General features: G+C 33.0%; 14 protein-coding genes and 2 pseudogenes. 3 read left to right on the forward strand and 13 right to left on the reverse strand.

The features are described 5' to 3' along the window. Window positions 1-124 precede the first annotated feature (124 nt). Window positions 125-286 carry a hypothetical protein gene (locus QKW49_RS04870; RefSeq protein WP_282866439.1) on the reverse strand — a complete coding sequence of 54 codons (162 nt, stop codon included), beginning with the start codon at window positions 284-286 and terminating at the stop codon, window positions 125-127. 466 nt (window positions 287-752) lie between these two features. Here QKW49_RS04870 and QKW49_RS04875 point away from each other — a divergent pair, with 466 nt between their 5' ends. Beyond that, window positions 753-1,787, forward strand: a complete 1,035-nt coding sequence (locus tag QKW49_RS04875; RefSeq protein ID WP_282866440.1) for a GGDEF domain-containing protein — start codon at window positions 753-755, stop codon at window positions 1,785-1,787. A gap of 147 nt (window positions 1,788-1,934) precedes the next feature. On the opposite strand, the gene QKW49_RS04880 is transcribed toward QKW49_RS04875, so the two are convergent. The 12 genes and pseudogenes from QKW49_RS04880 to QKW49_RS04930 all read right to left on the reverse strand — a co-directional run bounded on the left by QKW49_RS04880 (window position 1,935) and on the right by QKW49_RS04930 (window position 11,808). Continuing rightward, complete coding sequence (locus QKW49_RS04880) at window positions 1,935-2,966, reverse strand: chemotaxis response regulator protein-glutamate methylesterase (protein ID WP_282866441.1); 1,032 nt, start codon at window positions 2,964-2,966, stop codon at window positions 1,935-1,937. 5 nt (window positions 2,967-2,971) lie between these two features. Continuing rightward, window positions 2,972-3,190 (reverse strand): annotated as a pseudogene (locus tag QKW49_RS04885) (CheR family methyltransferase); the annotation flags it as partial. A gap of 147 nt (window positions 3,191-3,337) precedes the next feature. Then, complete coding sequence (locus tag QKW49_RS04890) at window positions 3,338-5,068, reverse strand: methyl-accepting chemotaxis protein (protein ID WP_282866442.1); 1,731 nt, start codon at window positions 5,066-5,068, stop codon at window positions 3,338-3,340. A 113-nt stretch (window positions 5,069-5,181) separates the two neighbouring features. Continuing rightward, complete coding sequence (locus QKW49_RS04895) at window positions 5,182-5,679, reverse strand: chemotaxis protein CheW (RefSeq protein WP_282866443.1); 498 nt, start codon at window positions 5,677-5,679, stop codon at window positions 5,182-5,184. Window positions 5,680-5,777: 98 nt separating this feature from the next. Then, window positions 5,778-6,104 carry a chemotaxis protein CheW gene (locus tag QKW49_RS04900; protein ID WP_282866444.1) on the reverse strand — a complete coding sequence of 109 codons (327 nt, stop codon included), beginning with the start codon at window positions 6,102-6,104 and terminating at the stop codon, window positions 5,778-5,780. 78 nt (window positions 6,105-6,182) lie between these two features. Next, window positions 6,183-6,287: pseudogene (locus QKW49_RS25990) on the reverse strand (hypothetical protein); the annotation flags it as partial. A gap of 40 nt (window positions 6,288-6,327) precedes the next feature. Continuing rightward, on the reverse strand, window positions 6,328-6,681 hold the full coding sequence (locus QKW49_RS04905; RefSeq protein ID WP_282866445.1) for a response regulator: 354 nt from the start codon (window positions 6,679-6,681) through the stop codon (window positions 6,328-6,330). A 143-nt stretch (window positions 6,682-6,824) separates the two neighbouring features. Continuing rightward, entirely contained in the window at window positions 6,825-7,139 is a 315-nt protein-coding gene (locus QKW49_RS04910) for an STAS domain-containing protein (RefSeq protein WP_282866446.1), read from the reverse strand. 188 nt (window positions 7,140-7,327) lie between these two features. Beyond that, the gene (locus QKW49_RS04915) at window positions 7,328-7,729 is read right to left on the reverse strand and encodes a response regulator (RefSeq protein WP_282866447.1); all 402 of its coding nucleotides are present in this window, start codon (window positions 7,727-7,729) and stop codon (window positions 7,328-7,330) included. Between the two features lie 48 nt (window positions 7,730-7,777). Beyond that, the gene (locus QKW49_RS04920; RefSeq protein ID WP_282866448.1) at window positions 7,778-8,914 is read right to left on the reverse strand and encodes a PAS domain-containing sensor histidine kinase; all 1,137 of its coding nucleotides are present in this window, start codon (window positions 8,912-8,914) and stop codon (window positions 7,778-7,780) included. A 113-nt stretch (window positions 8,915-9,027) separates the two neighbouring features. Next, the gene (locus tag QKW49_RS04925; protein WP_282866449.1) at window positions 9,028-9,603 is read right to left on the reverse strand and encodes a TetR/AcrR family transcriptional regulator; all 576 of its coding nucleotides are present in this window, start codon (window positions 9,601-9,603) and stop codon (window positions 9,028-9,030) included. 174 nt (window positions 9,604-9,777) lie between these two features. Next, window positions 9,778-11,808 carry an ATP-binding protein gene (locus tag QKW49_RS04930; protein ID WP_282866450.1) on the reverse strand — a complete coding sequence of 677 codons (2,031 nt, stop codon included), beginning with the start codon at window positions 11,806-11,808 and terminating at the stop codon, window positions 9,778-9,780. Window positions 11,809-12,075: 267 nt separating this feature from the next. Here QKW49_RS04930 and QKW49_RS04935 point away from each other — a divergent pair, with 267 nt between their 5' ends. Together QKW49_RS04935 and QKW49_RS04940 are read left to right on the forward strand one after the other, a co-directional pair. Further along, a complete protein-coding gene (locus QKW49_RS04935) occupies window positions 12,076-12,804 on the forward strand; it encodes a LytTR family DNA-binding domain-containing protein (RefSeq protein ID WP_282866451.1) in 729 nt (242 codons plus the stop codon). Between the two features lie 200 nt (window positions 12,805-13,004). After that, complete coding sequence (locus QKW49_RS04940) at window positions 13,005-14,744, forward strand: PAS domain S-box protein (protein ID WP_282866452.1); 1,740 nt, start codon at window positions 13,005-13,007, stop codon at window positions 14,742-14,744. Window positions 14,745-14,802: the final 58 nt, after the last annotated feature.

Below are 14,802 nucleotides of genomic sequence, written 5' to 3' on the forward strand. Positions count from 1 at the left end.
TCTCTTATAGGGATACCCGTTTTCTCATTGTATTCAAGGACGCTTATCTTTGCAGAACAAGCTTTACAGATGCAATCTATCAATCCCATTTCCTTACTTTAATATATAACTGATTTTTTGACTTTTATTTTACATCTGATTCCCATAGTAACAGCCTCTTGTCTTTGTCGACAAGAATAGCAGAATAGGGTCCTGAATCGAACATGGTATAAAAAACTGTTTCCAGTTTTCTTGAGATTTTGTCTATCGTATGGTATTTTAAATATGCACTTTTGAAATCTTCCAAGAACTTTCACTCCCTAAAAAATCTTATATATATTCTTGATGTGTTCCGAGGTCATTCTGCTTCTAAATCATAATCTTATCTATATAAGTTGAATTAAAGATTTGAGTCGGAACGGCACAGGGGCCGTTCCCTACATATAACACCAAATTCCATTCATACCGGATTTGCAACTCGTAGGGAACGCCCCCCGTGGCGTTCCGTTGACTTGCAATATCCAATTATTTAATTCAACTTATATATACATTTTACTTTTTTTAATACATCACTTCATTATTGTTAAATTCCATTATGCGTATTGTATTTTTAATATCTTTACCACCTAGCTAGTCATAACTAACAAGATATTTCTTGAAAGTTTCTATACAAAGAGGGAACTATGTAAATGTTATTGATAGCATAAAATAAGATGTTCCCACAATAGAAGTTGTTGGTATAAATAGTATAAATAATTATTGGAGGTATCTAAATGAAAAAACATTCAACTTTTTTAATTACAATTTCATTATCTATTCTCATATTTATCGTCATAAGTGTTTCTTTAATTTTAAATTTTGCACGGATCACTAAAGAAGATCCTTATACAATTAATCAAATTGGTATTATCCGAGGCTCTATTCAAAGAATCATAAAATCTGAGTTATCCGGTATTAGCAATGATGAATTAATAAACACTGTTGATGATTTACTAAATACTTTTTCTAATGAAAAAAATAGCACTACCGAAAATAATGAATACCAAACATTTTTAGATATAGTAGCCGCCAATTGGATTGGCCTTAAAAAAGATATTTATAATTATCGAATTAATCCTTCTCCTACAAATATAAAACGAATTACTGAAAGAAGTGAAGAACTATGGTCAGAATCAGATCGAGCCGTCTTATCTGCTCAAATCAACGCAGAAAAAAAATTTGAAGCTTTAAAAATTATTTTTTATCTACTGACTTTTGCTATGCTGTTTATTTTCTGGATTTTATTTCTTATAAAACATCATATACGTGATCGTTTGGAATTCCTAGTCAATTACGATGAACTGACAAAAATATATAACAAAAGGTTCTTTAATGATTATATGCTTAAAGAAATCGATACTATAGAAAAACATAATTATAAGTTGTGTCTGATCATTTTTGATATTGACCATTTCAAGAAAATCAATGACACTTTCGGACATGGCATAGGAGATGACGTACTCAGAGAAATCGCAGAAATCATTAATCAAAACATAAGAAAATCAGATATTTTTGCTAGAATAGGCGGAGAAGAATTTGCACTGATCCTTCCTGAAACAGATATAAAAAATGCAGCCCAACTGGCAGAACGGCTAAGAAAAGCTGTAGATAGAAACCATTTCAAAAAAGTGAAACATATTACCATTAGTTTGGGCGTTGGTTCTTTTTCTACTGGGGATTCTTTCAAAAGTTTATTCGAAAAAGCTGATTCTGCTTTATATGCAGCTAAAAACAACGGTAGAAATAGAATAGAGCTTTCTTGTGTATAACACTATTTTGTATTTGTAATATTTACCATCAGGTTTTCCAAAGAATTTTGTATAAGCTGTTTCCTGAGTAAAAAAAGACGGTGGAATGCCATCGTCTTTTTAATTTAATTAATCAAGAAACGTATTAATATAACCTACAATTATTAATTAATGCTTTGCTGCGACCATAGAAAAAACTGAATGAGAAATGTTTTTCAAAGACACTTGCCTGTCAACAGCTCCTATATCAAATGCAACCTTTGGCATTCCATATACAACACAGGATTGCTGGTCTTGACCGATTGTCAATGCTCCTTTTTGTTTCATATTCAAAAGTCCCTTGGCACCATCATATCCCATTCCTGTTAGTATTATTCCAATTGCATTAGCTCCAACTTTTTCTGCTACTGAATGAAATAATACATCCACCGACGGGCAGTGCCCGTTGACTTTTTCCCCTTTAAAGCAATCAACATAATACGTATTACCTTTTTTTTCTAATTTCATGTGATAATCCCCAGGAGCAATTAGCACCCTCCCGGGAATCACAACATCTCCAGTTTTAGCCTCCCTAACTTCCATCGCACATGAATTATTTAATCGTCGCGCATACATTTCTGTAAAAACCGGTGGCATATGTTGTACGATTACAATACCGGGCATGTCTCTCGGAAAAGAGCGAATAATCTCATAAATCGCCTCCGTTCCCCCTGTAGAAGCTCCAATGGCAATAATTTTATTATTAATAATAGAAGATGACTGTTTCTGTTCGGCTGCATACTCCCTTCTCAAATGACCCACTTTAGCAGTCGAAGCAACTTTTATCTTTATAATGAGATCGTTGATAAAAGTATCACCACTATGAACAAATTTGTAATCAGGCTTTATGACAAAATCTATTGCTCCCGCATTTAAAGCATCAAACACACTATCACTTACTGCACTTACCATCACCACAGGAACAGGATACTGGGGCAGCAGTCGCTTTAAAAATTCTATCCCTCCCATTTTCGGCATTTCTATATCTAAGGTAAGAACATCTGGAGCAAGCTCAATAATTTTATCTCTTGCTTCAAAGGGATCACTTGCCACTCCTATCACTGCTATTCCTCGGTCAGCAGATATACCTCTTACAATTGTTTCCCTGTATAAAAGTGAGTCATCCACAACTAAGACCTTAATTCTTCTATTAGCCAACATAAACATTATCCTTTCCTATACACTGCAGGCATAATATATTCATAACTACATTCTTCTCTGTTAATGGATTCTGAATGTCCAATAAACAGATATCCTCCAGATTTTGTATATTCGTAGAACTTATTGACTAACCTCGTTTTTGTATCTTGATCAAAATATATCATTACATTTCTACAAAAAATTACATGAAATTTTTCCTTAAAAGGAAATACATCATCCATAAGTCTGACAGCTCTCGAAATTCTTTTTCTTTTATCCCTATCATAAAAACCATGCAGCCAAAAGTGGAGTTCTGCAGTTCTATATAAAATGCTTTCATTCCAATTTGATTTTAGAACTCATATTGGTTCCATTCATCTTCCTTCCATTTATTAATACTTTCCAAATTCTTTATCACTAAGTGCAATTTTAGGTCTATTAACCGTAACTGCTGCCCCAGATCGGGAAGATGAAAAAAAAGAATCGTGATAGGATTCAATATCTGACGGCGGATTTTTACTTCCTTCTCCCACGTTAGATTCTGATATAACCATCTTTTTATGATAAGATTGAGTATTTTTAAGTTTAAATCTTTGTACCATTTCCTTTAATAGATCTGCCTGACTGCTTAACTCTTCACTTGCAGCTGCACTTTCTTCTGCTGTAGCAGAATTAACCTGCACAACTTCGGATACCTGCTCTATCCCTTTATTGATTTGTGCAATACCGGTAGCCTGCTCATTGGATGAAGCAGCTATTTCGGCTACCAATCCAGTAACTTTCGATACGTCTTTTACAATTTCATCTAGCGCATTTGCTGTTTCATTTGCAGTATTGGTACCTGCCTCCACCTTTTTAATAGATCCTTCAATTAATGCTGTCGTTTCTTTTGCCGCATTTGCACTCCTTGCTGCAAGATTCCTTACCTCTTCCGCTACCACCGCAAATCCTTTACCATGCTGACCAGCTCTCGCTGCTTCTACCGCTGCATTCAAGGCAAGTATATTCGTCTGGAAGGCAATCTCGTCAATCACCTTAATAATTTTTGAAATATTTGATGACGAGTCATTGATCTGTTCCATGGACTTAAGCATCTCTTTCATGTGTACATTACCTTGTTCAGCGTTCTCTTTCGCCTTTTGTGCCAGTTCATTAGCCTGATTTGCATTTCCTGCGTTCTGCTTTGTCTGAGATGCAATTTCAGTGATGGAGGATGTAAGCTCTTCTATCGAACTTGCTTGTTCAGTAGCTCCCTGGGATAACCCCTGGCTGCTGTCCGATACCTGACGTGAACCGGTTGCCACCTGTCCTGCTGATATACTTATATTCGACATTACTTCATTTATATTATCTGCCATAACTCTGAATGTTTCAGCCAACGTCCCAATTTCATCTTTTGAGCGGATATCTATCATTACATCAAGATTTCCTTCGGCAATTCGATTTGCTGCCTCCATAATTGTCTTAATCGGTTTATTAATTGATGCAGATATATACATTCCTAGCAGCACAGAAATACCCATGCCCAGTACTAATAAGATGGTCATTGATGCTGTTGCAGCATTTGCGGCACTTGTATTCCCATCGGAAGTTTCTTTTGCAAGACGTACCTTCTCATTAGAAACTTTTTCCAATTCTGCCTCCAGTTCTTTTCTTACATTATCTCCTTCTTCCAGTAACAAAACAACAGCCTCTTCATCTCTGTTATCCTTAGCTAACCGGACAACTCTTGAAGCGATTTCATCGTATCTGACTTTTAAATCTTCCAATTTTTGTACAACTTCTTGTCCTTCTTGTGTTAATAGCGTTTTCTTAAAACTATTAAGCTTCGTACTGAACTCATTATTTCTATCAGCAATTATCTTCTCATACTCATTGATTTCCGAGACATTTTTCGAAAGAATAGCATCTTTCAGATCTCCGCGCATTTTCTGGTATGATTCAACAATAACAATCAACTCAGACAATGGTTGCGTCATCTTCTCATAAAGTTCTGTATCCAAGTATGAAAGTTTTTGAATATTTAGAATACCTATACTACCAATTCCTCCTGCTATGAGTGTGACTATCAAAAATCCTATCAAAAGTTTTGTACTAATTTTCATATTATAAAACCAATTCATCACATAACCCTCCTTATTTGATATTCATCGATAATCTCTTTATAATTGTCTGAAATTAAGATAACCAATACCTTATGCAACTTAATATTTACGATTATTTACCATTACCTCTTCTATAAAGAAGATTGATGTAATTCTTCAATTTCTTCTTCTTTTAAAAGTTTATCACAATCGAGCAGCAGCTTTATATTATCTCCATTTTTGCCTATTCCTTTTAAGTATCTATTATAAAAACCAGTTTTCATATTTGGAGGAGACACAATATTTTCTTCATCAATTGCAAGTACTTCGCATACATAGTCAACAATCAAGCCGATAGAAATATCTTTTATATCAATCACAATGATACATGTCCTATCGTTGTAGGGCCGGCGAGGTTTTCTAAATCTAAGTCTGACATCCATAACAGGAATAATTTTTCCTCTTAGATTAATAATTCCTCTTATGTAGTCAGGCAATTCAGGTACTTCTGTGATCTCTTGAATGCCGATAATTTCCGTTACATAACAAATTTCAATACCATACTCCTCATTTCCAACCATAAAAGTTAAAAATCTACCTTTCTGAGTATCTTCCTCTGTTTCAATAATCTGCTCCAAAAGCTCAGCCATTTAAGTCACCATCCTTTTTTCATTTATGAATTCATACACCTACTAAGTATATTGTTTATATCAAGAATTAAACTCATACTGCCATCTCCGAGTATTGTTCAGCCAGCAATTCCTCTTATTCTTTTAAGATAGTTGGGCAGTCCTTTAATCACTACTTGCTGCTCACCAATCAGTTGATCAGCAAATAAATAAGCCTTCCCAATATCACTTTCTACCATTACCATAACCCCCTCATCCCAGGAAGTGGCATTCGTATTTATTTTGAATATCTTATGTATGCGCAATATAGGATAACACTCTCCCCGTACCATGACCATGTCATTCCCGTCACTATCAGTAATTACATTCTTTTTATCAGGTTTAAAAGATTCTTTAATTGAAGTTATCGGAGCAGTGTACTTTGATTTTCCTACTCCAATTTCCATTCCATCAATAATCGCAAGTGTTAATGGGATTTTTATATTGATTGCCGTACCGTATTTTGGTATACTCTCTATGGAAATACTTCCGCCAATTTGTTCAATATTATTTTTAACAACATCCAGACCTACTCCCCGCCCTGAATACTCAGTAACATTTTCTTTTGTAGAAAAACAGGGAAGTAAGATATAATATGCTTCAAAACGGCAATACTTCTTTCACTATGTCTTATAACTTACTCAAAGCATTTAATAAATCTTGCTCCTTAAAAGGTTTAACAAGAAACCCTTTTGCCCCTGAAAGGACAGCTTCCTTCACCATATGTTCCTGCCCCAATGCAGTAATCATAATTACTATCGCCCGTGAATCAATCTTCTTAATTTCTTTTATAGCCTGTATGCCGTCCATTATCGGCATGGTTATATCCATTGTTACAATATCAGGATGAAGCTCTTTATACTTTTTTATAGCTATATCTCCGTTTTCGGCTTCACCCACAATATCAAATGCAGCATTTTCAAGCATTGCCCTGATTGACATTCTCATAAATGCTGCATCATCTACAATTAAAATACGTTTCATAAAAGCACCTCATATAAGTTTTGTCATTTATGATTTAAAAGTATGTTATAATTAACTAACCTTAATTTCTTTCAAAAAACATATCCCCTCTATAGCATATATTCCTAAGTATATTTTTAAGCATTTTCTATTTAAACTTTATCTTAACTCGCCATTTCAAAAGTATCTAGTAAATTAATAATCGAGAATAACTTTCTGATATTTCTGTTTGCATTTATCAAATAAATATGTAAGCCTTTGTTATTCATAATGACTTGATTCTTTACAAGAAGGTTAATTCCCACACTATCGATATAGGTTAGTTGTTCACAATTAATTACTACATCTGTATTGGCAGCACGAGTAACCCGTTCTAAGATGATCTTTAAATTTTTTGCACTCATAATGTCAAACTCACCATCTAACATAATTTCTGTAAGGCTCCCATTCTTTACACTGATTTCAAACTTTCTGTCCATATAATTGTTCCTCCCACCTATTGGTAAATTAATTGTAGAAGCTAGTCTGTTTAATTGATTTGATAAGACTAACAAACACCATAACGTCGTTAGTACTAGCTAACCATATTTTATGATAAAAATAATATTTTGTCAAGTCTTGTAAATATTTAAAATAACTTCTTATAGATGCTGCCAAAAACTTCATACTACTTTTCTGCAATTAAACCCAGTTTTTCCATCACTTCTATAAATTTCTCGGTCTCTATAGGCTTCCACGCATAGGCTTCACACCCAGAACTATATGACTGAGTAACTGTCTTCTTATCATTTAACGCAGTAGTCATAATCACCTTTACTTTTTCTGACTCGTAAATACCTTTGTCTTTTTCAATATTCCTAATTGCTTTTAGAGTTTTCATTCCGTCCAGCTTCGGCATCATAATATCTAAACATATTAAATCATAATAGGTCTCTTCATCTAAAGCCTGTAAAAAAAGTTCAATTGCTTCCAAGCCATCTACCGCAATGTCGCATTCACCATATTTTGATAGAAATTTTTCCATAAACGTTCTACTTGCAAGATCATCTTCAACAATAAGTATCCTCATCTAAATCATCCTCCGTGTTAGTTTTTTTATATTTGTCTATTTTCTCTCTCAAGTCTTAAGAGGAATTCTTATATGAAAAGTTGTTCCTTTCTCCGGCGTTGAGATAAAACCTACGGTACCCTTCAAATATTTTTCTCCTAGCAGCTTCATACTATAAGTACCCCAACCTCTTCTGTCCGACTTAGTAGAAAAAGAATATTGAAAAATATTTTTTTGTACATTCTTTGGAATAACAGTGTCGTTATGAACCCAATACTCCAAAAAACTGTCCTTTTCTTGAACCACTTTGCATCCAATCCTGATAACTTCACCTTTATCTGCTGCCTCCAGCGCGTTTTTAAGCATGTTGCATAATATTCTTTTTAATATAGTAACATCGCTATCAAATAAAATATTTACCGATCTATTATCAACTTCTACTTTCTTTCCTAAGCACAACATAGGCTTTTGAAACAGCCTATATACGTCATTTAAAACTTCTATTGAATATACGGTAGATATATCGGGCAGCAGTTCTTCATTTTCTGCATCTATGATTTGTTTTTGCATTTGTATTTCATCAATCAGTGCTTTAAAAGAATTCTCCACAAACTCAACTTCTATTCGAACTTTCTCCGGCACATCCTCCTTAAGGAGCTGTATTATACCTTTTAAAGCTCCAGCGGTATTAAGGATATCATGAAAAAATACCCTTTCCAGAAATTTCTTCTTAATCGTATCACTTTTGTCTGTGAATGAGATAACAAAGTAGTTATTGTCTCCTAGTACTATGGAAGAAACATGCTGGGATATTATTATTTTATCTCTATATCCATTTTTATTTATATACATAATATTCTCTTGTGCTTCTATTTCATGCCCCATTAAAAACTTATTAAGTCTACATTCTTTGCAATTCTCAGATTTTCCACATTCAGTATCAGAATCGTCGATGCATAGCAGCAGGTCTCCCGGACTTCTACCAATTAATTCAGAAAGGTGCGCAATACCGAGCATTCTTAAAAGTATTTTATTTGCATAAACAATTTCTCTACTATTATTTATAATAAAAACATACTCCCCAACTGCATCATAAGCTTGAGCAATTATCGACTCTTCTGAGAAATAAGACAGTTGTTCTTCTAAATTGTTCTTTTCACTGCCTTTATTACTTTTTAAACTCTTTAGTTCTTTCTCCTTCAGCATGTTTTCCTCCGATGATTATTTATAATAATCATAAAAATATAACCCCCCTGATCTATTCTTGTTTTGCGGTATCTTATTGTATAAATTTATTAAAGTAGTTTCTCTAATCTTCATCATTCTAAAATACGTCCTAAGGCTGATAATACCTTCTCCTTTAATGAATAACTGCAGTTACTCATTTTCCATTCGAATACAAAAGACCATAGTAATCCTAAAATAATACTAGCTAGTTCTTTACTTTCAATGTTTATTTTAAACTCCCCGATAGTCTGCCCTTTTCTAATGAGTTCGTCCACAAACTTTTGTCTTTCCTGGATGATGCATTGCATTTTATTATTTGTATCTGATTGATATCGGTACACGTCAAATGAAAATAGCACGGTTGTTATTTGCGGATAATTTTCATAATACTCTACATATGAATTGATAAAGTAATTTAATCCATCTTTAGGATTCATATTATTGTCTCTAATAGTATTTCGGATACCTTCATCAAAAGTTGAAAATCTTTCAAGTATTGTTAAAATGACCTCTTGCTTTCCCGAAAATTGCTTATAAACAGCCGGTTCTGTAATCCCTTGTCGTTTAGCGATTTCTTTCATGGTTAAACCTTGTATGCCCACTTCATCTAAAATATCAATGGCACAGATAATAATCTTTTCTTTTCTCTTGAGATATTTCCTATACATATCCTCCACCTCTTAGGTTAGTATTCACTAACCTAATATTATTCAAAAAAAAACAATTTGTCAAGTTAAATTTGCAAAGACCTTACAAATCGATAAAAAATGCAAAATGCTTTTTAAATGTTCTAGTCTTCATTGAAAATTTCTATAGAATATTTATTTTTTTAAAAAAAGTATCTAGCATTCATCAATGCTTGTACCGAAAACCAAGTAAAAAACAAATTCACTTCCGCTACCCAGCTCACTTTTAAAACTGATTTTTCCGTCCATTTTCTCTACGACTTTTTTGCATATTGCAAGCCCTATACCTATACCCTCATATCTTTTTGTATAAGAAGCATCTATCTGAGAAAATTTATTAAATATTTTTTCAGATATTTCTGGTTTAATACCTATACCCGTGTCTTTAACACTAAACTCAAGCATTACTCTTCTGGAATCTCCATAGTATGTTTGTACCTTGCTAACATCTAAGCTTACCCTCCCGCTGTCTGTGAACTTTATTGCATTATCAAGCAATTCCGAAAGGATCTTTTCAATACCTTCAGAGAATCCAATCAATATATTTGGTATTTCACCATCGATGCGATAAGAGAAATCAAGGCTTTTATTTTTTTCTGCAATCTTTACTGTGTGTATAACACGCTTTACAGTGCTTCTTAAATCAAAGGGTACCTCCTCATACTCATCATCTGAATTTTCGGATACTAAGTACATAATATTATTAATCATTGTTATCATCCGATTGCTGGACTTTTTAAGAACATGAATATATTCCATCTGTTCACTGTTGCATTCAGACATTTCAAGCAGTTGAATCATTCCCATAATACCATTCATCGGTGTCCTCAACTCGTGGCTTACATTGGAAATAAAGTTATTTTTTAGTTCAGTCAATTTTTCTGCTTCATCTTTAGCATTCTGAAGTCTGTTCTGATTTTCTATGCGTTCCGTCACATCTGTAAGCATAATTGCAAATCTTTCTCCCTGATAGGGATAGGCATAAACCTCAAAATACCTTCCAATATCTCCTAAATATTTTTCAAAGTGCTTTTTTTTACCTTTTATCGCTACTTCTCCAAATTCTTTGATCCAATCCGGTTCAATATTAGGTAATATATCAAGTATCGTCTTTCCAACAATCTTACTAACTTTCAAACCTGTTATTTTTTCAAAAGCAGGATTTGCACCAATGATCCTAAAATTACAAGGAATCCCCTTCTCATCAGTAATAATATCATTGACAGCGAACCCCTGGTTCATAGAATTTAACAATTGTTTATATCTTTCTTCACGCTCTGCCTTTTCTACTTCTGCTGCAATTTTATCTGTTACATCAAAAATCAATCCTTCTATTCCACTGCCCCCACACTCATCTACTGTCTTTCTTATCCATAATATATGATGCTTGAAGGTTCCATCTTTACATATTCTCCTCAGCAGCTTTCCATCAGAACATTCATTCTCATCCATCAATCTACACATTTTAGGATTCTTTGCTGCGCTACAATCTGCATTTAGAATCTTGCACTTCTTACCAATTAAATCCTCCTGATTCTCAAATCCATACATTTCAGACATAGCTCTATTGATATATGCTACTTCTCTGTCAGCGTTAATATAAAAGTAACCAGCCATAGAATTCTCTGTAATGGTTCTAAAATGTTCTTCACTCAATTGAAGTTCTCTTTGTATCTTATGCCTGTATCTAAGCATTAAGTATGAAACAATGCAAAACAGCAAAACAGACCCAAGTATAAGTGATTTTGTCTCTACCTCAACTTTGCTAATGGATAGAGAAAAAGCAATCATTCCAAATATGATACTATTATATATTAAAATATGCGTTGGATTTTGAAATATAATCGCTACCGACATCATAACCATTAGGAGTAAAATTGTATACTCATATGCATAAAAGTTTTTATGTGAAAAATATATGGTCAAAATATTTGCCATAAAAATCAAAAATATAAAAATTTTGTAGAAATTCTTCTGCACGAATTTGCTTTTATAACTTAAATAATAAGTTGCGAAAAAAATTGTGGTACAAGCCCAAACTGCTTTCATATTCGGATGATAGTTCTCACTATAGTGATTCCAGATTATATTTATTATAGGTGTAATCATACTCGCCAGCAAAACTAATACTCTTAACATCGCCAGTTCATCTTTCTGTCTTCTACTATTGTTATATAACTCAATCATTATTTTTCACCTACAGTACATATGTTTTAGACATGACGTTTGAACTTTTTCACCATATTACAGCACTTGATACAATTTATAAGGTTATTGTATAATAAATCATATAAGCAATATATATATTTTTTATAAAATGCTGTTTTCTGTCGTTAAATGATTAAAAATAAACCTAGTTCATTGAAACAGGAATTTAATTCTTACCTAGGAGGATTTTCTTAACTTTTAACGAACTATACTTATTTCCAAAAATACATTTAAGGATGATACAAAATGTTAAATATTGTAATTTGTGAAGATGACAAAATATGGTTACATTCTCTAACAAAGATTATTCAGAACATTATTGAAAAAAATAATTTAGAAGCACAAATTGTTTTGAAGTCTACTAATATTGAAAAAGTCAGAGAGTTCTTGAAGAACAACTCAGCAAATGTATTTTTTCTGGATATTGACTTCAACGCAGAAAAAAGCGGATACGCTTTGGCTTCTGAAATAAGACAGTCGAATGTATCGGCATATATTATATTTATCACCGCTTATCTTGAGTACTTAATGCTGGCTTTTAAAGTGCAAGCTTTTGACTTTTTACCGAAGCCTGTTACTTCAGAAATATTAGAAGCGACGCTTATGAATATTTCTGAAAATTACATAAATCACAAGCACTTATCATCACAGCCTCACAAACTGAATATTAAAATGGGTACCTCCATCTCTTCAATCAACACAAGTGACATTGTGTTGATTGAGAAAGTTGCTTCCAAAACTGTCATACACTTGGTGAATAATGACCAAAAGGCTTGCCGCCATCCTCTTGAATATTTAGAGAGCAAACTGCCAAGTAATCATTATATCCGATGCCACAGAGCTTTTATAGTAAACAAAAAATTTATCGAAGAGATAAATACAAAAGAAAATCTCATATTTCTTGAGACTGGTTTCTCCTGCCCCATTGGAGGAAAATACAAAAAAAATCTTCTAAAGCATTATTCTTATATTTAAGGATAATTATGGAATATTTAGACTACCACTTTGCTATTGTTGTGATATAGCTCTTAATGTTCTTACTACGTATTTTTATCCATTTTTTAATAATACTAAATACTCAATTAATTGTAAATAAGAAGGAGAAGCTTATGAAGTTCAAACCAAAAGAAGGATTGCTATGTATATTAGAAAAATATTTTTATTCAATAAGAAGGATGATTTCTAAGATTCCCTTTAATTCCGTCAGCTCTATATTGTATATGGTTACCGCCTCATTAATTGCGGAAATCTTAAGAGCGACTAACATTATAGCAGATGACAACTTAGCGGTGTTAAATGTTTATTTTCTATTCACACTGCTTCTAATGATGAAAGGAAATCTCATAACCGGTATTTTCGTAAGTGTAATATTCTTGATTTTTACATTCTACACTTTAGTGTCTCATAAAAATTACTTTATAAATACACAACAAATGATTTTTTTCTTTTTTTACGGATGTATACTTCTTTTCTGTGCTATTATAACTGTTTATCTCATAAAGCATAATTGTGAAAAGCAGCTTAGAAAACTCCGGATCCTTAAACATAATTTAGAAAGATTACAAAAAATTTCTAATACCATGATTGTACTTGCCTCCCTTGAAGGTAATCTTATGACAGCCCCACCTGCATTTTGCAGATTGTTAGGATATTCCGAAGAAGAACTGCTTCGCTTGAAAATTAAAGATATTACACACCCTGATGATTTTAAAAAAGATTGGGATAACTGTCAGCGGATTATATTAAATAAATTTGCATCTTTTGATATGGAAAAAAGGTATATTAAAAAGGACGGCTCAATTGTGTGGGTATATATTGATTGCACTATATTTCAAGACTCAGAAGGTAAGCCAATGTTTTTCGTAACCTTCATCAGGGATATAACAAGTCAGAAAACCTATGAAAACGAATTGCAGTCCAGTAGAAAAAAATATGAACAATTACTTGAGATTCTTCCAATAGGATTTTACCTAATCCATAATGAAAAGTTTCATTATTCAAACAAGGCAGGCTTAGATCTGATTGGTGTACCAAGTTCTTATGATATTCATGGCTTGGATGCAATGACTTTTATCGATAAAACTTTTCATGAACGTGTCAAACAAGATTTAAAAGAGGTCTTAGTACATAATAAATCAATTAAATTCAAACAAGCTAAGATATACAACTTTGATAATGAGCCAAAAATCATTGAAGCTGCTGCTGTTCCTATTCTTTTTGACAATCAACAATATGCTGTTGTCATCGCTAACGATATCACTGAAAAATTTGAAAAGGAACAATCACTTTTGCAGAGCACTGAGCAGCTTCAGAGTTATATTTTTAATATCGAAGAACTGGTGTCTGAACTCAGAAAGATAAGACATACTTACCTAAATTTGCTTCAAGGACTCTCAGGTTATCTTGATACAGGCAACCTTATAGGTGCTCAAGCTTATTTAAAAGAGATTATATCTAAAAGTAAAATACTACATGGAAGCTCTTTATTGAAACTTCAATCAGTAAAAGATGTGTTTCTGCGGTCATTGCTGAGCTCAAAAATGAAACATGCCGAATCTACGGAGACCGATATTTCTCTGGTGATTATTGAAGATGTTAAACTAGAGAATATTGGCATCCCAATATTAAAGCTCTGTGAAGTCATAGGCTTGTTCTTAGACAATGCGATTGAAGCTGTACAAGACTCAAAACTCAGAAAATTAAACATTATACTATCAGAAGATTCAAAAAAAGTGCTGATAGTAATTGAATGTCCAATAAAGAAGGAACAAGAATTCCAGAGCCTGAAAAGAGATTTTGAGCTTAAACTCAGTGGAGAAGAACTATTGGCATATCCAAACCTAATCATAGATAGCTATATTTCGAACAGTGCCTACATTCAGGAAGTTATCATTAAAAAAATTCGTATTATTTAGCTCATGAGGTTTTATCCTTCATAAAAAGAACAAATATCAACAAGTTTATTTGTTGTCA

This window comes from Petroclostridium sp. X23 (assembly GCF_030013905.1).
Lineage (GTDB): Bacteria > Bacillota > Clostridia > SK-Y3 > SK-Y3 > X23.

Bases quoted from the DNA above. Each gene is read 5' to 3' on its own strand.
- QKW49_RS04925 (WP_282866449.1), bottom strand. From the start codon at position 9,603: ATGTATAGGAAATATCTCAAGAGAAAAGAAAAGATTATTATCTGTGCC.
- QKW49_RS04900 (WP_282866444.1), bottom strand. From the start codon at position 6,104: ATGGAAATTGGAGTAGGAAAATCAAAGTACACTGCTCCGATAACTTCA.
- QKW49_RS04895 (WP_282866443.1), bottom strand. From the start codon at position 5,679: ATGGCTGAGCTTTTGGAGCAGATTATTGAAACAGAGGAAGATACTCAG.
- QKW49_RS04915 (WP_282866447.1), bottom strand. From the start codon at position 7,729: ATGAGGATACTTATTGTTGAAGATGATCTTGCAAGTAGAACGTTTATG.
- QKW49_RS04880 (WP_282866441.1), bottom strand. From the start codon at position 2,966: ATGTTGGCTAATAGAAGAATTAAGGTCTTAGTTGTGGATGACTCACTT.
- QKW49_RS04875 (WP_282866440.1), top strand. From the start codon at position 753: ATGAAAAAACATTCAACTTTTTTAATTACAATTTCATTATCTATTCTC.
- QKW49_RS04935 (WP_282866451.1), top strand. From the start codon at position 12,076: ATGTTAAATATTGTAATTTGTGAAGATGACAAAATATGGTTACATTCT.
- QKW49_RS04890 (WP_282866442.1), bottom strand. From the start codon at position 5,068: ATGAATTGGTTTTATAATATGAAAATTAGTACAAAACTTTTGATAGGA.
- QKW49_RS04930 (WP_282866450.1), bottom strand. From the start codon at position 11,808: ATGATTGAGTTATATAACAATAGTAGAAGACAGAAAGATGAACTGGCG.
- QKW49_RS04905 (WP_282866445.1), bottom strand. From the start codon at position 6,681: ATGAAACGTATTTTAATTGTAGATGATGCAGCATTTATGAGAATGTCA.
- QKW49_RS04910 (WP_282866446.1), bottom strand. From the start codon at position 7,139: ATGGACAGAAAGTTTGAAATCAGTGTAAAGAATGGGAGCCTTACAGAA.
- QKW49_RS04920 (WP_282866448.1), bottom strand. From the start codon at position 8,914: ATGCTGAAGGAGAAAGAACTAAAGAGTTTAAAAAGTAATAAAGGCAGT.
- QKW49_RS04940 (WP_282866452.1), top strand. From the start codon at position 13,005: ATGATTTCTAAGATTCCCTTTAATTCCGTCAGCTCTATATTGTATATG.